Origin of the sequence: Enterobacter bugandensis, assembly GCF_900324475.1 — a bacterium.
In the GTDB taxonomy this organism is placed as follows: Bacteria; Pseudomonadota; Gammaproteobacteria; order Enterobacterales; family Enterobacteriaceae; genus Enterobacter; species Enterobacter bugandensis.
In genome coordinates this window covers 329,079-348,958 of record NZ_LT992502.1, presented here as the reverse complement: position 1 = coordinate 348,958, position 19,880 = coordinate 329,079, and the positions used below count along the sequence as shown (strand labels likewise).

Here is a 19,880-nt window from a genome sequence, read left to right as displayed (position 1 = left end):
TAGGGGAGAGGGGATAAAACAAACCAACCTTACCTCTGGAGATTTCTGTGATGAATAACGATATTTGTCAGCAGATAGAGAATAGTGCGCACTACAGGGAGCTCGTCGATAAGCGGCAACGGTTTGCCTTCACCCTTTCCATCATCATGCTGATTATCTATGTCGGCTTTATTCTGCTGATCGCCTTTGCGCCGCACTGGCTGGGCACCCCGTTACATGAGGGCACCAGCGTGACGCGCGGTATCCCCATTGGCATTGGCGTGATCGTGATTTCGTTTGTGCTGACCGGCGTCTACGTCTGGCGCGCGAACGGTGAGTTCGATCGTCTTAATAAAGCGGTACTGCAAGAGGTAAAAGCATCATGAAGCGAATCCTGACGGCGCTAGCCGCCACACTTCCCTTTGCCGCCCACGCGGCGGATGCCATTACCGGCGAGGTACAGCGCCAGCCAACCAACTGGCAGGCGATTATCATGTTCCTGATTTTCGTGGTGCTGACGCTGTACATTACGTACTGGGCGTCGAAACGCGTTCGCTCCCGTAACGATTACTACACTGCGGGCGGCAACATTACCGGCTTCCAGAACGGCCTGGCGATTGCGGGTGACTTTATGTCCGCCGCCTCGTTCCTCGGGATCTCCGCGCTGGTGTACACCTCCGGCTATGACGGCCTGATCTACTCCCTCGGCTTCCTCGTCGGCTGGCCGATCATTCTGTTCCTGATTGCCGAACGCTTGCGCAACCTGGGACGTTACACCTTCGCTGACGTGGCATCCTATCGCCTGAAGCAGGGGCCGATTCGTACCCTCTCCGCCTGCGGCTCGCTGGTGGTGGTGGCGCTGTATCTGATCGCCCAGATGGTGGGCGCGGGCAAGCTTATCGAACTGCTGTTTGGCCTGAACTACCACGTCGCGGTGGTGCTGGTGGGCGTGCTGATGGTGATGTACGTTTTGTTCGGCGGCATGCTGGCCACCACCTGGGTGCAGATCATCAAAGCCGTACTGCTGCTGTTCGGCGCGAGCTTTATGGCCTTTATGGTGATGAAGCACGTCGGCTTCAGCTTCAATAACCTGTTCACCGAAGCGATGGCTGTCCACCCGAAAGGAGAAGCGATAATGAGCCCGGGCGGGCTGGTGAAAGATCCGATCTCCGCGCTCTCTCTCGGTCTCGGCCTGATGTTTGGTACCGCTGGCCTGCCGCACATTCTGATGCGTTTCTTCACGGTGTCAGACGCGCGTGAAGCGCGTAAGAGCGTCTTCTACGCCACCGGCTTTATGGGTTACTTCTACATCCTGACCTTTATCATCGGCTTCGGCGCGATCATGCTGGTGGGCGCGAACCCAGCGTTTAAAGACGCGGCGGGCGCGCTGATTGGCGGTAACAACATGGCGGCGGTGCACCTGGCCGACGCGGTGGGCGGCAACCTGTTCCTCGGCTTTATCTCCGCCGTGGCCTTCGCCACCATCCTTGCGGTGGTCGCCGGGCTGACGCTGGCGGGCGCGTCTGCGGTATCGCACGACCTCTACGCCAACGTCTTCCGTAAAGGCGCGAGCGAGCGCGACGAGCTGAAGGTTTCCAAAATCACCGTGCTGGTGCTGGGCGTGGTCGCTATTCTGCTGGGGATCCTGTTTGAGAAGCAGAACATCGCCTTTATGGTGGGACTGGCCTTCTCAATTGCGGCAAGCTGTAACTTCCCAATCATTCTGCTCTCCATGTACTGGTCCAAACTGACCACCCGTGGGGCGATGATAGGCGGCTGGCTCGGCCTGCTGACAGCGGTAATTCTGATGATCCTCGGCCCGACCATCTGGGTGCAGATCCTCGGTCACGAAAGCGCTATCTTCCCGTACGAGTACCCGGCGCTGTTCTCCATTGCCGTGGCGTTTATCGGTATCTGGATCTTCTCGGCTACCGACAACTCGCCGGAGGGTAACCTGGAGCGTGAGAAATTCCGCGCCCAGTTTATCCGCTCACAAACCGGCCTCGGCGTTGAGCAGGGCCGCGCACACTAAGCCTTTCTCCCCGGTCACGCTGGCCGGGGAGCTTAAAACATCACCCACGCCACCAGCGGCGCAATCAGCACCATCGTCACGCCCGAGAGCATCATCACCAGGCTTGCAACGACCCCTTCCTGCTGACCCAGCTCATACGAACGCGCCGTGCCTGCCCCATGAGATGCCGCGCCAAACCCTGCTCCTTTCGCCATCCCTTCCCGAATGGACAGCCGCAGAAACAGCACATCCCCCACCGCCATGCCGAATACGCCGGTGACGACCACAAACAGCGCCACCAGGTCCGGCTGCCCGCCGAGCGGTTTGGCGGCCGCCAGCGCAAACGGCGTGGTCACCGAGCGCACGGCCAGGCTGCGCTGAATTTCATCGGAGAGGGTAAACAGCCGCGCCAGCCAGACGGAGCTACAGACCGCCACCACCGTCGCGGTGACGACGCCCGCGCTGAGCGACATCCAGTGGCGTTTGATAATGGCCAGGTTTTCATAAACGGGTACGGCAAAAGCGATGGTTGCCGGGCCGAGCAGCCACAGCAGCCAGTGGGATTCACCAATGTAGTTCTGCCAGGAGATATGGCCGAAGACCAGCATCAGCACCAGCAGGATCGGCGTAAAGACCAGCGGCATCAGCGGCAGCGTGCGAAAGCGGCGGTACAGGCGCTTGTTGGCAAAGTAGATGGCGACCGTCACGATCAGGCACAGCACGCTTATCTGAAAGTTAGTCATGCTTTTGCCTGCTGATTTCGAACCGGTACACCTTATCCACCACCCAGGCGGTGGCACCCAGCACCATCAGCGTGCTCAGGGCAATAACCGTGAAGATGCGCCAGCCGTCGACCATCAGCAGCTGCGCATAGTTCACCACCGCCACCACGGCCGGAACGAAGAACAGCAGCATCTCCGCCAGCAGCCAGCGCGCGCCGGCGCGCACCCAGCTGAGGGGCAACGCGCGGCAGAGGATCAGCACCAGCATCAGCACCATCCCTACCAGGTTGGCGGGTAAAGGCAGGTGCAGCCAGTCGACAAGATATTCCGCAAAAATAAACAGTCCCGCGTAGAGCAGTACCTGAACTGGTACCTGGAGTCGTTGCACAACGGCAGGCGTAACACGGCTTAACGCCACGGCCATGGGGGTTTTCCTCAGAAATGAGACGAGGCGCCAGTATAGTGAGCGTACGTCATCGACTGAAATGAATTAAAATCATCGAAGGTATAGTTTCGAGGAATAATCATGGACATAAGAACGCTGCGCTATTTTGTCGAGGTGGTTCGCCAGCAAAGTTTTACCCGCGCAGCGGAGAAGTTGTTTGTTACCCAGCCAACCATCAGCAAGATGCTGAAAAACCTCGAAGACGAGCTGAACTGTACCCTGCTGATCCGCGACGGACGCAAGCTGCTGCTGACCGATACCGGACGCGTGGTGTTCGAGCGCGGGCTGGCGATCCTGGCGGAGTTTCGCCAGCTTGAGGCCGAGCTTGCGGACATCAACCACCTGACGAAAGGTCTGCTGCGGCTCGGCATTCCGCCGATGGTTGGCATGATGATGGCCGGGCCGATAAGCCTGTTCCGCCAGCGCTACCCCGGCGTTGAGCTTAAAATATCTGAGTTTGGCGGCCTGACCGTGCAGCAGGCGGTGATCAACGGCGAGCTGGACGTGGCGATGACGGCCCTTCCCGTGGAGGAAGAGAGCGGGCTGGCAACGCTGCCGCTGTTCAGCCATCCACTGTGCGTGCTGGTGCCCCGCTCCGGCGACTGGCTGAAGATAGACTCAGTGAAGCCCGATCTGCTCGGCGAACACCCGCTGCTGATCTACAACGAAGACTTCGCCTTAAGCCGCCAGCTGATGACCCTGTTTAATCACCATAACGTGAAGCCCCGCATTGCGGTGCGCAGCGGCCAGTGGGATTTCCTGGCGGCAATGGTGCAGGCGGGCGTGGGAATTGCCATTCTGCCGCAGCCGATCTGCGAGCGGCTGGATAAAAACACGCTGCGCTGGATCCCGCTGGAGAGTGACTTGCACTGGCAGTTGGGGATGATTTGGCGTGAAGGGGTGTATCTGTCGCACAGCGCACAGGCGTGGCTGCAATGTTGTGAGGGGTTTTGGGTGCGGTCTGAATAGTGCCGGGTGACGGCTTCGCCTTACCCGGCCTACGGTTCGAATGTAGGCCCGGTAAGCGCAGCGCCACCGGGCAACAACGCGCTACTGATTCTCTATCAACAGCGCTTCTAACAGGTCCAGATCGTGCAGCAGCTTTTGCAGCGTCTCGTTGCTGATCTGACGCGTGGCGCGCAGGTGATACAGCTCGGCACGCTCGGAGCGCAGCGCCGCCAGGCGGAAACGACGCTCGAGGTTCTCTTCCTGCAGCGAGCTTTCCACGTCGTTACGTCCGTCAGCACGACGGCGCAAATTACCAATCACGCGTGAACTGACTTCCTTCAGCAGCTGGTTATCAATGTTCTCTTCGGCATCGGCAGCCAGACGCTCCTCCATCTTCTCAATGGCGACAATCGCGACTTCTGCCGTCGCCGCACGGGCTATCCGCTCCTCTTTGTGCTGTTGGGTCGAGTCACCGGCATCAATGTGCTGGAGTAAAATCGGCAGCATAATCACGCCGACAAACAGCGAGAAGAGAATCACGCCCGCCGCCAGGAACACCAGCTCGTAGCGCGCCGGGAAGACGTCGCCCGTCGGCAGCAGCAGCGGAATAGAGAGCACACCGGCGAGGGTTATCGCCCCGCGTACGCCCGCGAAGGAGGCAATCAGCAGCTCGCGCGTGGTCCAGGACCCGAACTCCATCGGCTTTTTGGTCAGGAAGCGGACGCTGAACTTTTTCATCGTCCACAGCCAGCCGAAACGCACCAGCATTAATGCCATGTAGATCAGCACGATATCGGTAAACAGCATCCAGACTTCAACGTTTGGATCCGCCTCCGCCGCGATCAGCGAGGATTCCATGATGCCCGGCAGCTGCAGGCCCAGCAGCAGGAAGACCATGCCGTTAAAGACAAACTCCAGCATCGCCCAGGTGCTGTTGGCGCGCAGGCGCATCGCCAGCGGCGCGCGGCGCATCACGCCGGAACGGGTGATGGTCATCCCCGCCGCTACCGCCGCCAGAATGCCCGACACGCCGATATGTTCAGCGATAAGGTAAGAGGCAAAAGGCAGAAGGAACAGCAGAACGATTTGCGTCGCCGGTTCATCGCCGCCCCAGCGGCTGAGGAAGCGCAGCGAACGACCGTACAGCCAGCTCACCACGAAGCCCGCGAGAATACCGCCAATCGCCACCTTGAAGAATTCCAGGGTCGCGCCACCAATGGTAAAGACCATGGTGCCCATGGCTACCGCCACGGCAAACTTCAGAGCCACCAGGCCGGAAGCGTCGTTCATCAACGCCTCGCCCTGCAAAATGCCCATTATTTTCTTCGGAATGCGCCCTTCTCCCACAATGCCGGAAAGGGCCACGGCGTCGGTCGGCGACAGCACGGCGGCCAGCGCAAAGGCGGGAATTAACGGGATACCCGGTACGGCCCAGTAGATCAGGAAACCAATCCCGACCACGGTAACGACCACCAGCGCCAGCGCCAGGCCGAAGATCTCTCGCCCGTGCTCAAGAAATTCGCGCGTCGGCGTTTTCCACCCATCGGCAAACAGCAGCGGCGGGATAAACAGCACGAGGAACAGTTCCGGATCGAACTCCACGTGCAGACCGAACGTCGGCCACGCCAGCAGCGCGCCGATGGCTATTTGCATTAAAGGCAGGGGGACCTGGAAGGGCAGTACGCGTGTAACCACCCCGGATAATGAGACCACAAGGGTCATGATGAGTATTGTGAAGAAAATTTCCATGCGTTCCCTGTTTGCTGTGTTTCTTTTTAAGCCAAACCTGAGGCGTCGTGCCTCTTATTCTATCCTCTCCAGAGTAACGCAAAAGGCAACGGGATGAGTCCTGAAAATAAAAACGGGCGGCCTGAGCCACCCGTTTTCGCATCAATGGATAATTTAGATTGCCCAGCCGCCCGCGTAGAACGCCACCAGCGCAACGGCGATCACCACGGTGCCGATGTTCAGCTTGCGCCACTCACCGGAGACCAGGCGGCCAATCACCAGCGAGGCAAAGCCGATCATAATGCCGGTCACGATGTTACAGGTCAGGACGATAAACACTGCGGTAATCAGGCCGGACATCGCATCCACGAAGTCCGCAAAATCGATTTTCGCCACGTTGCTCAGCATCAGCAGGCCGACGTACATCAGCGCTGGCGCGGTCGCATACGCAGGCACCAGGTAGGAGAGCGGAGAGAGGAACAGGATCAGCAGGAACAGCACGCCAACGGTGATGGCCGTCAGGCCGGTTTTACCGCCTGCCGCCGTACCCGCTGCAGATTCGATATACACCGCCGCAGGCGCCGCACCCACCAGACCAGAGAAGACGCTGCTCAGGGAGTCGGTGGTCAGCGCTTTGCCGCCATCAATAATCTGACCGTCTTTATCCAGCAGGTTGGCCTGACCGGCCACCGCGCGAATGGTACCGGTGGCGTCAAATACCGCGGTCATCACCAGCGCCAGCACGCTTGGCAGGATCACCGGGTTCAGCGCGCCGACGATATCCAGGCTGCCGATCAGGGAGTTGCCTTTGTCATCGCTCAGCGACGGCATGGCGAAAATACCGGAGAAGTGAACGGTCGGATCGAAAATCAGGCCGACAATAGAAATGCCAATAATGGTCAGCAAAATGCCGCCCGGCACCTTCAGTTTTTCCAGGCCGATAATCACCGCCAGACCGATGAGCGACATAATGACCGGGAAGCTCGCGAAATGACCGAGCGCTACCGGCAGGCCGTCCAGCGGGTTCTTGATGACCAGACCCACGCCGTTGGCAGCGATCAGCAGCAGGAACAGGCCGATACCGATACCGGTGCCGTGCGCCACGCCCTGCGGCAGGTTGCGCAAAATCCAGCTACGGATGCCGGTGGCAGAAATAACGGTAAACAGTACGCCCATCAGGAACACGGCGCCGAGGGCAACCGGTACGCTGATCTGCTGGCCCAGCACCAGACTAAACGCGGTAAAGGCGGTCAAAGAGATGGCGCAACCAATCGCCAGCGGCAGGTTCGCCCACAGGCCCATTACGATGGAGCCCACGCCGGCCACCAGGCAGGTGGCGACAAAGACAGCCGCAGGCGGGAAGCCCGCCTTGCCCAGCATGCCCGGCACCACGATGACGGAGTAAACCATCGCCAGAAACGTGGTCAGACCGGCAACGACTTCCTGGCGCACGGTGCTGCCACGAGCCGAAATTTTAAACATGGCGTCAAGTGAACCGCCGGTACGCGCAGATGGCGTAGACATAGAAAACATCCCCTGAGAGTTTTTATAGAACGTCCATAAGCGTGGTGGAGACACCGCTGCCAGCTAAAACGTCAAATCCGTGTGTTGCGTTTGCGACGAAAGGGCGTCACAAAAAAAGCAAACGTTTAGCTCCGCGCTTATAAAACGGGTGGTCAAATTAAGGCAAACGATTATCCAGCCTAATACCCGCCCTTTTCAACTGAACTTTGTCGTTTTTCGCTAAAATTCACTTATGACGATGAAGAAATAAACAGAGGATGCGCAAACGTTATCGTCTATGCGCAATTTGTTTACATTTCAATCCTCGCCCGGGATCGTTAACGGGCCACCTTGTTGCAGGGTTCTTTGCCAGCCAGGACTCGTTTCCACTTTTTGCTTCCATGCCTGAATATGCGGCAGATTAGCAATGCCGCCGCGCGCCAGCAGGGCAAAGAGGGGGAAGCTCATCTGAATGTCGGCCATGCTTAACGTCTCTCCGGCAAACCAGCTGTTTTTAGCAAGATGTGAGTCAATAAAGCGCGCATGGGTCTCCAGCTGGGGGTTGAGATACGCTTTCTGTACCCCCTGCCCCAGCGCCTTGCCCAGCGTTCGGATGCCAAACGGCACGGGCGGCTTGCCCAGGCTGCTGAAGACCAGCTTCATGAGCAGCAGCGGCATCAGCGACCCTTCTGCGTAATGCAGCCAGAAGCGGTATTGCACCTTATGCGCGGGGTCTAAAGGCTTCAGCCGCGATTCGGCATCATAGGTTTCCTGCAGATACTCCAGAATGGCGCCTGACTCCGCAAGGATCAGCCCGTTATCTTCAATGACCGGCGATTTGCCCAACGGATGCACCTTTTTGAGGGAGTCGGGTGCCAGCATGTTCTTTTCGCGCTGGTAGTGAACAATCTCATAAGGCAGGGCGAGCTCTTCCAGCGCCCAGATCACGCGGTGCGAGCGCGACTGGTTAAGGTGATGTACCGTGAGCATGATTTTCTCCTGTTATTCATACTTTTTAACTATAGAAAATCGAACAACACCGCGAAAAAATTTCGTCTAAAAAACGGCTAGCGCGGCTGGCGAAAAAACGGGTCTTGCATAGAATTAAAGTGTCAGCACAATCCGGAACCTCCCCAACCAGCTCGACACGAGGGGTGCTGATGTCGGGGGAAACCCTCCCGTGAACCAGCGGGATAGAGAGAAAGACAAAGACCGGGAAAAACTAAAGCGCCCTTAGTGGCGCTTTAGTTCTTTATTATGCTTTTTGCCGCAAGAACTCAATCCTCCTCCAGCAGTCGCGCCCCGGTCCCCTGCTCGCCCAGCCTGTCGCCAGGGTTACGTAGCGGGCAGTCGCTACGGGACAGGCAGCCGCAGCCGATACAGCCGTCCAGCTCGTCACGCAGCGCCACCAGCGTGTGGATACGCCTGTCCAGCTCTTCACGCCACTGGGACGAAAGCTCTTTCCACTCTTTCGGGCTAAGCGTGTGCCCTTCCGGCAACACGCCGAATGCCTCACCGATCGTCGCCAGGGGAATGCCGATGCGTTGCGCAATTTTGATAATCGCCACGTAGCGGAGCACGTCACGGGTGTAGCGGCGCTGGTTTCCGCCGTTACGGATGCTTTTAATTAACCCTTTGCTTTCATAGAAGTGGAGCGCCGATACCGCAACGCCGCTTCGCTTTGCCACTTCGCCGGGGGTTAAAAGCGCTTTAATGCGCGGCAATCTCTTTTCCATAAAACCTCTTTACCTCAAGTTAACTTGAGGAATTATACTCCCCCGCAGAGAAAACGACGAATCAACCGAGAAAGTTGTATCTACAGAGGGGCAACCTTATGTCGCATCAGCAAATTATTCAGACACTTATTGAATGGATTGACGATCATATCGACCAACCGTTGAACATTGATGTGGTCGCAAAAAAATCGGGCTATTCGAAATGGTATTTACAGAGAATGTTCCGCACGGTCATGCACCAGACGCTGGGGGAGTACATTCGTCAGCGCAGGCTCCTGCTGGCGGCGCAGGCGTTACGCTCAACGCAGCGGCCGATTTTTGATATCGCGATGGATCTTGGCTATGTCTCGCAACAAACCTTTTCCCGCGTGTTTCGCCGCGAGTTTGACCGTACGCCGAGCGATTATCGCCACCAGTTGAATTAATGCATATCAGTGCAAAGGTTGCTGCTGCCAGGTCATAAACTCCTGGGGCGGCATCGCTTTCGCGAAGTGCCATCCCTGACAGAACTCAACGCCGCGCTTCAACAGCCAGCTCACCTGCTCAGCCGTCTCAACCCCTTCCGCAATGGTTTTAAGCCGCAGGCTTTGCGCCATCTCGATAATATGCTCGGCGATCAGGTGGCTGGTGCTGTTGGTGGTTAAGGTGTCGATAAACGATTTATCGATTTTCAGAATATCCACGTTCAACGAGTAGAGGTTGTGCAGGTTGGAATAACCGGTCCCGAAATCATCGATCGCCACTTCATAGCCCGCCTGACGGAAGGCCTGAATCACCGGCGTGGTTTTTGGCACATCGATAAAGCCGCGTTCCGTCACTTCGATTTTAATTTGCTGGGCGCGTACGGCGTAGTGCCGGGCCTTGTCAGAAATCATGGCGATCAGCCGCGAGGAGTGGAAGTCCGTGGCCGACAGGTTGATCGAAATATAGAGATGCGGATGCGCCGCCAGGAAATGGCCCAGATCGCTGAATACCTCCTCAACGACATAATCCGTGATCCGCTCGCTCATTCCCTCTTTTTCCGCAAGCGGAATAAACTCAGCCGGGCTCATTACCTGCCCATTGAAACCAGGCCAGCGCAACAGCGCCTCTGCCCCCACACACTGGTTGTTCTTGATATCAATAATCGGCTGATAGTGCACACAAAGCTGGCGCTTGTTCAGCGCCCGGTGCAGTAAGCGCCCCGGCGAATTAAGCTCACGATGGGTGCGGGACCACACCAGCAAAATAATAATGCTGCAGATCATTCCCAGCGGTAGCGTCAACGTCGCCTGGTGATAGAGCGTTTCATAAAAACGTTTATCTGACGTCGACACGATGGCGGCAATAGGCCGATTTGTCGATTTCACGACAGTATAGAAACGGTTATCTTTTTGAAATACCGATTCCTTATCCCGAATCATCGAATTTAATAAAGTCGCATTGGCTTTCTGGCTGACGGAAAAGAAGGCATTAGTTACCGTGTCGTATACCCCCCATGCGAGGGAATGATCGGTAGACATCACTTCACTGTAAGAAAGCGGATTGACCACCACGACATAATTTCCGCGCTGCATATATGTCATTTTATAGCCAGTATAAAATGGCGTATCGCGAAAATAATAGATAGCAACGTCAGGTTTACGCGTGTAATTAGCGACCGGAATGACGTAGGGTTGATCCGGTGTAAAAACGGTCGAACAAAGAAAATTCTGACCTTCCGCATAAATTAAATCGGCGACAAACAGGCGGCCACGAACAACGTTCAACATATATTGACGATGTTCCGGCGTACAACGTTCACCCTGATATTTTTCTGCCTCGCCCCTGGCCAGTTCAACTTGTTGAATTACCAGTTCTGTTTTGTCTAAAGCCAGTTCAGCAAATGTCCGTAGCTGAGCGCTCGTTTCCGACTCGGCTCGTAGCTGGGCAAACCATAAAGCAAGCATCACCGGCAGCATAACTACCATGATGATCCCTACCACTCTGAGCATTTTGCGCCGCGCGCTACGATTCATTTCCCGCCCTATATCCCTGCATGTTGTACGCCTGTAGTAATGAAGGCCGGATGCTTTGTTAAACAGGTGATTACGTTGCATGAATCATGCGAAGTTAGCAACTGACTTTTAGTATTAAAAATCTTAAATTTCGTTATGACGATAATATTTTCCCGTAAGCTAAACTGTAAGTATTCGTTCCGTTTTAATTAAGGAAAATAATTATCCATCGCGTACGGGAGGTTTGAAGAGAACACAACAGAGGATCGCTGATTAAGCAAAACTTCTGGCGGCATGAAAAAAGTACAACACCAACGTGACGTTTTATCCTATTTCTGCGGGTATATTTTGTTCGTTGTTTTATAAATAATCAGACATCACCACAATATTATCAGAAAATAATGCGCCCCCTAAAAACGGCACGGCTGGCCGTCTCTCTGCCTCCAGATGCTCTTCCCTACTTACCCGACGGGATTACCTCAGCGCGTTGTGGATCCGCCTCCCCCCTGTCCGAAGGCGGTCCCGAACCGCATGCTCTTTTTTCCGGGTAATAAAATCCCCTTTTTTGGCTACGCAGGCACTGGCGAATAAATCAACAAATGTGATATAGTTCACACATATTGTGTAACGAGAAACACTGTTTCATTCAGTTCGTCTGTTTTGTAGAGGATGGGTTTTATGGCAACCATTACTACCAGCATGGTTCTCCTGCGCTGGCCCTTGTTGAGCGCGGTTTTGATGTTTTTAGCCAGCACGCTGAACATTCAGTTTCGTAAATCCGACTACGCGGGTCTTGCCGTCATAAGTACCCTGCTAGGGCTTGGCGCGGCCTGCTGGTTCGCAACGGGCCTGCTGGGCATTACCCTGCTGGATATGGCCGCGGTCTGGGAAAATATAAAAGTGGTGATGGTTGAGGCGATGAACCACACCCCACCAGACTGGCCGATGGTGATTACCTGATCCCTTCAGCAATAAAAAAACCCAGACGATGTCTGGGTTTTTTGTTTTAGCATCCGTTGATCAGAACGGGATATCGTCGTCGAAGTCCATTGGCGGTTCGTTAGACGGAGCAGGAGCAGACTGCTGCTGCGGACGAGACTGCGCGCCGCCGCTGAACTGGTTGCCGCCCTGCGGCTGCTGAGGCTGACCCCAACCACCCTGCTGCTGGTTCTGACCGCCACCTGCCGGTGCGCCACCGCCCTGACGGCCACCCAGCATTTGCATGGTGCCGCCCACGTTCACCACCACTTCCGTGGTGTATTTTTCCTGACCGGATTGGTCGGTCCATTTGCGGGTACGCAGCTGGCCTTCGATATAGACCTGAGAACCTTTACGCAGATACTCACCGGCTACTTCTGCCAGTTTGCCAAACAGCACAACGCGGTGCCATTCGGTCTGCTCTTTCATTTCACCGGTCGCTTTATCACGCCAGGATTCGGAAGTAGCCAGCGTAATGTTGGCAACTGCGCCACCACTCGGCATGTAGCGTACTTCCGGGTCCTGGCCCAGATTACCGACGAGAATCACCTTGTTTACGCCTCTGCTGGCCATGTTCGTGTCTCCTGAATACGTTTCTTAATAGTGTAAACGCGCGAGTGTACCATTTCCATGCTGCACTTTGATAGTTGCGTAGCACGTTCCAGAGTTCTCCCGCGAACTCAACATTGTTACACAGTGAATCAGAAAATGCATTCCAATACTGTATATTCAAACAGGTCATTTTGTGTCATAATTAGCCGTTTCTGACAGCCGTTTGTCCTTCAAACAAACCAGGCAATCCGTGTTCCAACCGGGAAAGGTGAATGGATAAGATCGAAGTTCGGGGCGCCCGCACCCATAATCTCAAGAATATCAACCTCATAATCCCTCGCGACAAACTCATCGTCGTGACCGGGCTTTCGGGGTCTGGCAAATCCTCACTGGCTTTCGACACTTTGTATGCCGAAGGACAGCGTCGTTACGTCGAATCACTTTCTGCGTACGCGCGTCAGTTCCTGTCGCTGATGGAAAAACCGGATGTCGATCATATTGAAGGGTTATCGCCTGCTATCTCTATTGAGCAGAAGTCTACCTCACATAACCCGCGTTCAACGGTCGGTACCATTACCGAAATTCACGACTACCTGCGTCTGCTGTATGCCCGCGTGGGTGAGCCGCGCTGCCCGGACCACGATGTCCCGCTGGCGGCACAGACCGTGAGCCAGATGGTGGATAACGTGCTGTCGCAGCCGGAAGGCAAACGCCTGATGCTGCTGGCACCGATCATCAAAGAGCGTAAAGGCGAGCACACCAAAACTCTGGAGAACCTGGCAAGCCAGGGCTATATCCGCGCCCGTATCGACGGCGAAGTGTGTGACCTGTCCGATCCGCCAAAGCTTGAGCTGCAAAAGAAACACACCATCGAAGTGGTGATTGACCGCTTTAAGGTGCGTGACGATCTCGCCACGCGTCTGGCTGAATCCTTTGAAACCGCGCTGGAACTCTCTGGCGGCACGGCCGTGGTCTCCGACATGGACGACCCGAAAGCGGAAGAGCTGCTCTTCTCCGCCAACTTCGCCTGCCCGATTTGCGGCTACAGCATGCGCGAGCTGGAACCGCGCCTGTTCTCGTTCAACAACCCGGCGGGCGCGTGCCCGACCTGTGACGGTCTGGGCGTGCAGCAGTATTTCGATCCGGATCGCGTGATCCAGAACCCCGAGCTGTCGCTCGCGGGCGGTGCGATTCGCGGCTGGGATAAGCGTAACTTCTACTACTTCCAGATGCTGAAGTCGCTGGCGGAGCACTACAAATTCGACGTTGAAGCGCCGTGGGCGAGCCTGAGCCCGAACGTGCACAAAGTGATCCTGTTCGGTTCCGGCAAAGAGAACATCGAGTTCAAATACATGAACGATCGCGGCGATACCTCCGTGCGTCGCCACCCGTTCGAAGGGGTGCTGCACAATATGGAGCGCCGCTACAAAGAGACCGAATCCAGCGCGGTGCGCGAGGAGCTGGCGAAGTTCATCAGCAACCGCTCCTGCGCCACCTGCGAAGGCACGCGTCTGCGCCGTGAAGCGCGTCACGTGTTTGTGGAAAACACGGCGCTGCCGACCATCTCAGACATGAGCATCGGCCACGCAATGGACTTCTTCAACAACCTGAAGCTTTCCGGCCAGCGTGCGAAAATCGCCGAAAAAGTGCTGAAAGAGATCGGCGATCGCCTCAAGTTCCTCGTGAACGTTGGCCTGAACTACCTGACGCTTTCCCGCTCGGCAGAAACGCTCTCCGGCGGTGAAGCCCAGCGTATCCGTCTGGCGAGCCAGATTGGCGCGGGCTTAGTCGGCGTGATGTACGTGCTGGATGAACCGTCCATCGGCCTGCACCAGCGCGACAACGAGCGTCTGCTCGGCACGCTGATCCACCTGCGCAATCTCGGCAACACGGTAATCGTGGTGGAGCACGACGAAGACGCAATTCGCGCCGCAGACCACGTGATCGACATCGGCCCGGGCGCGGGCGTGCACGGCGGCCAGGTGGTGGCGGAAGGTACGCTGAAGGACATTATGGCGGTGCCCGAGTCGCTGACCGGCCAGTACATGAGCGGCAAGCGCAAAATTGAAGTGCCAAAACAGCGCGTCGCGGCGAACCCGGAAAAAGTGCTGAAGCTCACAGGGGCGCGCGGCAACAACCTGAAGGACGTCACCCTGACGCTGCCGGTTGGCCTGTTTACCTGCATTACCGGCGTGTCCGGTTCCGGTAAATCGACGCTGATCAACGATACGCTGTTCCCGATTGCGCAGACGGCGCTGAACGGCGCGACGCTGGCCGAGCCTGCACCGTACCGCGATATTCAGGGGCTGGAGCATTTCGACAAGGTTATCGACATCGACCAGAGCCCGATTGGCCGTACGCCGCGTTCCAACCCGGCGACCTATACCGGCGTCTTCACGCCCGTACGTGAACTCTTCGCAGGCGTACCGGAAGCGCGTTCGCGCGGGTATACGCCAGGACGTTTCAGCTTTAACGTGCGCGGCGGCCGCTGTGAAGCGTGTCAGGGCGACGGCGTGATCAAGGTTGAGATGCACTTCCTGCCGGATATCTACGTGCCGTGCGACCAGTGCAAAGGCAAGCGCTATAACCGCGAAACGCTGGAGATTAAATACAAAGGCAAGACCATCCACGAAGTGCTGGACATGACCATCGAAGAGGCGCGCGAGTTCTTTGACGCCGTCCCTGCGCTGGCGCGTAAGCTGCAGACGCTGATGGACGTAGGCCTGACCTACATTCGCCTGGGGCAGTCAGCAACAACCCTGTCCGGCGGTGAGGCGCAGCGCGTGAAGCTGGCGCGCGAGCTGTCCAAGCGTGGTACCGGCCAGACGCTCTACATTCTGGATGAGCCGACCACCGGCCTGCACTTTGCGGATATCCAGCAGTTGCTTGAGGTGCTGCATCAGCTGCGCGATCAGGGCAACACGATTGTGGTCATCGAACATAATCTTGACGTGATTAAAACCGCGGACTGGATTGTCGATCTCGGCCCGGAAGGCGGCAGCGGCGGGGGTGAAATCCTCGTCTCCGGTACGCCAGAGACCGTTGCAGAGTGCGAAGCCTCGCACACCGCGCGCTTCCTTAAACCGTTGCTGTAATTGTTACACGGAGAGCTGCTGTCGGGTCGCTTCCGGCAGCAGCTCAACCGCCTGCTTGTAGGACGCATCCACCAGATAGTAAATTTGCGAGCCGGGCAGCGAGCCGTCCAGATAAACGGTACTCCAGTGCGCCTTATTGAGGTGCTGGCTCGGCCTCACATCATCATGCTGCTGACGTAATAGGTCCGCCAGTTCCGGGCTGGTTTTCAGCGACGCCGCCGGACGCCCTTCAACCTCTTTCACCATCGCAAACAGCACGTCTCCCACTTTGATCTGCGTGGCTTTCCAGTCGCTGTGAACGCTTTGTTCCGCGCCAGGCTTGCTCATGCAGTACTGAAGTATCTCCGAAATTGTCATCTTTATTCCCCTTGTAGCGTTGCGATAATTTTACGCGAACCACCGTGAATGCGATGTTCTCCCAGCCAGATCCCTTGCCACGTTCCCAGCATTAGCCGCCCGTTATGAACCGGCAGCATCAGCGATACGCCCAGCAGAGAAGATTTGATATGCGAAGGCATGTCATCTGCGCCTTCATAATCGTGCTCGTAGGGGGCGTTGTCCGGAACCGTCTTCAGGAAATGGTGTTCCATATCAGACCGGACGGTAGGGTCGCAATTTTCATTAAGCGTGAGGGAGGCTGACGTGTGCTGAAGCAGCAGATGCAGTAAACCCGTTTTGACGCGCGACAGGTCGCGGAGTTGCCCGATGACTTCGTCCGTCACAAGGTGAAACCCGCGGGGTTTAGCGCTTAAGGTCAGGGTCTGTTGATACCACATGAGCTGCTCCGTTCTGAAAGATGAATCTTTCTAAGTGTGCAGCAAGAAGGCGAAAGGTAAAACCCGCAGCGGCGGATTTGTTCAAAAAAGAATCAAACCCGCCGCTCAAGAACTAATACTCGGAGTTAACAATCACCTCCTCGCCAAACTTGCCTGCCATCGGCAGCGGTCGATAGGTCGAGTTAGAGGCACGCAGCACCCGGATCGCTCTGGCCCCCACATCCTGCGCCGCGGTAATGTCGTTATCCGAATCACCGTAGAACACTTTGATGTTTTTCTGCTCCAGCCACTGGGTTTTGGTGTTTTGTCCCTCTTTATCACCGGCAAAAATGACCGGATTCATGCTGGCTGCCGGGATCTGAAAATCGTCCTGCAGGGTTTTGGAGACGGTCTCCGTTTTGGTCTGGCTACGGCCGGTGACAAAGTAAATGCTGTCGCCGCGCTTAACGTGCATGGCGATCAGCGCGCGGGCCACCTCTTTCGGAATGCTGAACTCATCCCAGCCGTTATTCATTTTTTCCCAGAACTCCGGGTTCTTCAGATACGCTTCGCTGTCCGGAGAATATGTTTTCTTGCCACGCCAGAAGCCAGGGCTTGAGAACAGCACGGTATCGTCAATGTCGAAGCCCACGGCCATTGGTGGGCGGCCCATCAGGCTGTTTTCGATTTGGGCCACGGAAACCCAGTGAATGGGTGCCTGCTCGGCAAGGATGGCGGCGGTGGTGCCGGTGTAAAGCGGCGTCGGTGCGGAAGCTCGCGCGACGACGGCGCTATTAAGCGAGAACAATAAGCAGGCGGCGCTGAGCGCCAGTGTGATCTTGCGCATATTTTCCCCTGAATATTCAGTTTGTTATCTTTATATTTTGAGTGGATGGTCAAAAATCTATCCGACCATAACCCCGGCGGGAGGGGAAGGAAAGGAGTTTTTACTTATAAAGATGAATAAAAAGAAGACGATCACAAAGTGCCGGGGGACGTGTTTATGCGGTCTGATGCCCTCACCCCAGCCCCCTCCCACGGGGAGAGGGCTGGGTTAGTGAGCATTTACATTACAGCAGCAAACGCCTGCGCCACGCGCTGGACGTTGCCGGCATTCAGGCCCGCCACGCACATACGGCCGCTGGCGATCAGGTAGACGCCGAACTCGTCACGCAGGCGATCGACCTGTGCCGCGCTCAGTCCGGTATAGCTGAACATCCCGCGCTGCTTGAGCAGATAGTCGAAGTTATGCCCCGGCACCGCCTCTTTCAGCACGTTAACAAGTTCCTGACGCATCGACAGAATGCGCTTGCGCATCGCTTCCACTTCCGCAAGCCAGGTGGCTTTCAGCTGTTCGTCGCCCAGAACGGTCGCCACCACCTGCGCACCAAAGTTCGGCGGGCTGGAGTAAATACGGCGGACCGTCGCTTTCAGTTGGCCGAGAACGCGCCCCGCGGCTTCGGCGTCTTCACACACCACGGACAGACCGCCAACGCGCTCGCCGTAGAGAGAGAAGATCTTTGAGAAGGAGTTGCTGACCAGCGCTGGCAGCCCGGCGCTGGCAACGGCGCGGATGGCGTAAGCATCTTCTTCCATGCCCGCGCCAAAGCCCTGATAGGCGATGTCGAGGAACGGGATCAAATTACGTGCCTTCAGCACCTCGATCACCGCATCCCACTGGGCATTGGTGAGGTCCGCCCCGGTCGGGTTATGGCAGCATGGGTGCAGCAGCACGATGCTGCGCGCCGGCAGGGTGTTCAGTTTTTCCAGCAGCGCTTCGACGCGCACGCCGTTGGTTTCGCTGTCGAACCACGGATAGGTCTCGACCTTAAAGCCCGCACCTTCAAAGATGGCCACGTGGTTTTCCCACGTCGGGTCGCTGACCCACACGCCGGAATCCGGGAAATATTTTTTCAGGAAATCTGCGCCTACCTTCAGCGCACCCGAGCCGCCCAGCGTCTGGATAGTCGCCACGCGCTTTTGCGCGAGCACCGCGTGGTCCGCACCAAACAGCAGCGGCGCAATCGTATTACGGTAGGTGTTTAACCCTTCCATCGGCAAATAAAGCGAAGCACCGTGCGGGGTTGCGTTAAGACGTGCTTCGGCTTCGGCAACGGCTTTCAGTTGAGGAATGATGCCATCCTCGTTGTAATACAGACCAATGCTGAGGTTCACTTTATCGCTGCGAGGATCTTCTTTGAAACGCTCCATTAAGGAGAGAATAGGGTCGCCGGCGTAGGCGTCTACTTTCTGAAACACGCGATGTTCTCCGGATTATTATGAGGCAGGGTTTTCAACAATAAACCGGAAGCGGAATAAGATCGAGGGGATGTTAACAGAAGCGGGATGCATCGCATCCCGTTAAAGCTCAGTCGATGTATTTCATCGCCACCCGCGACGTCAGACGCGTAATAAGTTCGTAAGCACTTACTTTTGTAATCTCAGCAATGCGCTCGACGGGCAGACCTTCACCCCACATCACCGCATCGTCGCCCGCTTTATCCTGCGCGCCGGGCCCAAGATCCACGCAAATCATGTCCATCGCCACGCGGCCGACAATTTTCACTTCACGACCATTGACCAGCACCGGCGTGCCCGTTGGTGCCGCGCGCGGATAGCCGTCGCCGTAGCCCATCGCCACCACGCCAAGCCGCGTGTCGCGCTCGCTGGTCCAGGTACCGCCGTAACCCACCGGCTCGCCCGCTTTGTGCTCCCGCACGGCAATCAGCTTTGATACCAGCGACATCACCGGCTTAAAGCCTAAGTCCGGCCCCCAGGGTTTATTCTCAAGCGGGGAAACGCCATACAGGATAATCCCCGGACGCGCCCAGTCGAAGTGGGATTGCGGCCACAGCAGAATGCCGCCGGATGCCGCAATGGAGCGCATTCCCGGCTTGCCTTCGCAGAAGGTGTTGAAGATATCAAGCTGCTGCTCGGTTGCGCCACATTCGGGCTCATCGGCACGGGCGAAGTGGCTGACGATATTGACCGGCTGACGCACATTTTTGCACTGGCACAAACGCTGATAAAACGCCTCCGCGTTTTCCGGACGCACGCCCAGCCTGTGCATGCCCGTATCGAGCTTCATCCAGACGGTGACCGGCTCGCTCAGTTCAGCCGTTTCCAGCGCGGCCAGTTGTTCTTCGTTATGGACAGCCGTATGCAGCTGCTGGTCTGCAATGGTCGGCAGATCTGAGGCTTCAAAAAAACCTTCGAGGAGCAGAATCGGTTGCGTAATGCCGCCTGCGCGCAGGCGGAGAGCTTCTTCGAGACGGGCGACGCCAAAGGCGTCGGCATCGGGGAGCGTTCGCGCGGTCTCAAGAAGACCGTGTCCGTAAGCGTTCGCTTTCACGACTGCAACGAGCCTGCTGGCGGGCGCCAGTTCACGCAGACGTTGCAGGTTGTGTCGCAGAGCGCGGCGGTTAATAACAACAGTTGCCGCTTGCATTTGA

At 56.7% G+C, this 19,880-nt stretch carries 19 protein-coding genes; 6 read left to right on the top strand and 13 right to left on the bottom strand.

Translation table 11 applies throughout. The annotated features are described in order from the left end of the window. Nucleotides 1-50 precede the first annotated feature (50 nt). Entirely contained in the window at nucleotides 51-365 is a 315-nt protein-coding gene (locus DG357_RS01690; RefSeq protein ID WP_028015185.1) for a DUF485 domain-containing protein, read from the top strand. After that, entirely contained in the window at nucleotides 362-2,011 is a 1,650-nt protein-coding gene (gene actP / locus DG357_RS01685) for a cation/acetate symporter ActP (RefSeq protein WP_069733676.1), read from the top strand. Before DG357_RS01690 ends, actP begins: the two co-directional genes overlap by 4 nt. Nucleotides 2,012-2,043: 32 nt before the next feature. Here the strand turns inward: actP and DG357_RS01680 are convergent, their stop codons facing one another. Continuing rightward, the gene (locus DG357_RS01680; protein WP_045261052.1) at nucleotides 2,044-2,733 is read right to left on the bottom strand and encodes an LrgB family protein; all 690 of its coding nucleotides are present in this window, start codon (nucleotides 2,731-2,733) and stop codon (nucleotides 2,044-2,046) included. Further along, the gene (locus DG357_RS01675; RefSeq protein WP_048959362.1) at nucleotides 2,726-3,136 is read right to left on the bottom strand and encodes a CidA/LrgA family protein; all 411 of its coding nucleotides are present in this window, start codon (nucleotides 3,134-3,136) and stop codon (nucleotides 2,726-2,728) included. The genes DG357_RS01680 and DG357_RS01675 overlap by 8 nt, the downstream gene beginning before the upstream one ends. Before the next feature lie 102 nt (nucleotides 3,137-3,238). On the opposite strand from DG357_RS01675, the gene DG357_RS01670 reads away from it, so the two are divergent. Then, nucleotides 3,239-4,126 carry a LysR family transcriptional regulator gene (locus tag DG357_RS01670; protein ID WP_041911529.1) on the top strand — a complete coding sequence of 296 codons (888 nt, stop codon included), beginning with the start codon at nucleotides 3,239-3,241 and terminating at the stop codon, nucleotides 4,124-4,126. A gap of 81 nt (nucleotides 4,127-4,207) precedes the next feature. Here DG357_RS01670 and DG357_RS01665 read toward each other — a convergent pair whose 3' ends face one another. From DG357_RS01665 to soxR, 4 genes are all read right to left on the bottom strand, one after another. Next, nucleotides 4,208-5,854: a Na+/H+ antiporter gene (locus tag DG357_RS01665; protein ID WP_028015180.1), complete on the bottom strand. Its 1,647-nt coding sequence runs from the start codon at nucleotides 5,852-5,854 to the stop codon at nucleotides 4,208-4,210. A 153-nt stretch (nucleotides 5,855-6,007) separates the two neighbouring features. Continuing rightward, complete coding sequence (gene ghxP, locus DG357_RS01660; RefSeq protein ID WP_028015179.1) at nucleotides 6,008-7,357, bottom strand: guanine/hypoxanthine transporter GhxP; 1,350 nt, start codon at nucleotides 7,355-7,357, stop codon at nucleotides 6,008-6,010. 297 nt (nucleotides 7,358-7,654) lie between these two features. Continuing rightward, complete coding sequence (locus tag DG357_RS01655; protein WP_049137624.1) at nucleotides 7,655-8,326, bottom strand: glutathione S-transferase family protein; 672 nt, start codon at nucleotides 8,324-8,326, stop codon at nucleotides 7,655-7,657. A gap of 287 nt (nucleotides 8,327-8,613) precedes the next feature. Continuing rightward, the gene (gene soxR / locus DG357_RS01650; RefSeq protein ID WP_023331806.1) at nucleotides 8,614-9,072 is read right to left on the bottom strand and encodes a redox-sensitive transcriptional activator SoxR; all 459 of its coding nucleotides are present in this window, start codon (nucleotides 9,070-9,072) and stop codon (nucleotides 8,614-8,616) included. Between the two features lie 98 nt (nucleotides 9,073-9,170). Here soxR and soxS point away from each other — a divergent pair, with 98 nt between their 5' ends. Then, nucleotides 9,171-9,497, top strand: coding sequence for a superoxide response transcriptional regulator SoxS (gene soxS / locus DG357_RS01645; protein ID WP_008503387.1), 327 nt, complete (start codon nucleotides 9,171-9,173; stop codon nucleotides 9,495-9,497). 6 nt (nucleotides 9,498-9,503) lie between these two features. Here soxS and DG357_RS01640 read toward each other — a convergent pair whose 3' ends face one another. After that, nucleotides 9,504-11,069: an EAL domain-containing protein gene (locus DG357_RS01640; RefSeq protein WP_028015177.1), complete on the bottom strand. Its 1,566-nt coding sequence runs from the start codon at nucleotides 11,067-11,069 to the stop codon at nucleotides 9,504-9,506. Nucleotides 11,070-11,726: 657 nt separating this feature from the next. Between DG357_RS01640 and DG357_RS01635 the strand changes: the two genes are divergently transcribed. Continuing rightward, nucleotides 11,727-12,008 (top strand): YjcB family protein, encoded by a 282-nt coding sequence (locus DG357_RS01635; RefSeq protein WP_028015176.1) that lies wholly within the window; start codon nucleotides 11,727-11,729, stop codon nucleotides 12,006-12,008. Between the two features lie 60 nt (nucleotides 12,009-12,068). Here the strand turns inward: DG357_RS01635 and ssb1 are convergent, their stop codons facing one another. After that, entirely contained in the window at nucleotides 12,069-12,599 is a 531-nt protein-coding gene (gene ssb1, locus DG357_RS01630; RefSeq protein WP_006810470.1) for a single-stranded DNA-binding protein SSB1, read from the bottom strand. Nucleotides 12,600-12,850: 251 nt separating this feature from the next. Between ssb1 and uvrA the strand changes: the two genes are divergently transcribed. Continuing rightward, nucleotides 12,851-15,673, top strand: a complete 2,823-nt coding sequence (gene uvrA, locus DG357_RS01620; RefSeq protein WP_041911534.1) for an excinuclease ABC subunit UvrA — start codon at nucleotides 12,851-12,853, stop codon at nucleotides 15,671-15,673. Nucleotides 15,674-15,676: 3 nt separating this feature from the next. Here uvrA and DG357_RS01615 read toward each other — a convergent pair whose 3' ends face one another. The 5 genes from DG357_RS01615 to alr all read right to left on the bottom strand — a co-directional run bounded on the left by DG357_RS01615 (nucleotide 15,677) and on the right by alr (nucleotide 19,876). Beyond that, nucleotides 15,677-16,030: an MmcQ/YjbR family DNA-binding protein gene (locus DG357_RS01615; RefSeq protein WP_028015174.1), complete on the bottom strand. Its 354-nt coding sequence runs from the start codon at nucleotides 16,028-16,030 to the stop codon at nucleotides 15,677-15,679. Nucleotides 16,031-16,032: 2 nt separating this feature from the next. Beyond that, nucleotides 16,033-16,449: a secondary thiamine-phosphate synthase enzyme YjbQ gene (locus tag DG357_RS01610; RefSeq protein WP_041911536.1), complete on the bottom strand. Its 417-nt coding sequence runs from the start codon at nucleotides 16,447-16,449 to the stop codon at nucleotides 16,033-16,035. A gap of 112 nt (nucleotides 16,450-16,561) precedes the next feature. Continuing rightward, complete coding sequence (aphA, locus tag DG357_RS01605) at nucleotides 16,562-17,275, bottom strand: acid phosphatase AphA (protein ID WP_041911537.1); 714 nt, start codon at nucleotides 17,273-17,275, stop codon at nucleotides 16,562-16,564. 218 nt (nucleotides 17,276-17,493) lie between these two features. Beyond that, a complete protein-coding gene (tyrB, locus tag DG357_RS01600; RefSeq protein WP_045260940.1) occupies nucleotides 17,494-18,687 on the bottom strand; it encodes an aromatic amino acid transaminase in 1,194 nt (397 codons plus the stop codon). A 109-nt stretch (nucleotides 18,688-18,796) separates the two neighbouring features. Continuing rightward, nucleotides 18,797-19,876 carry an alanine racemase gene (gene alr / locus DG357_RS01595; RefSeq protein WP_028015170.1) on the bottom strand — a complete coding sequence of 360 codons (1,080 nt, stop codon included), beginning with the start codon at nucleotides 19,874-19,876 and terminating at the stop codon, nucleotides 18,797-18,799. Nucleotides 19,877-19,880 lie beyond the last annotated feature (4 nt).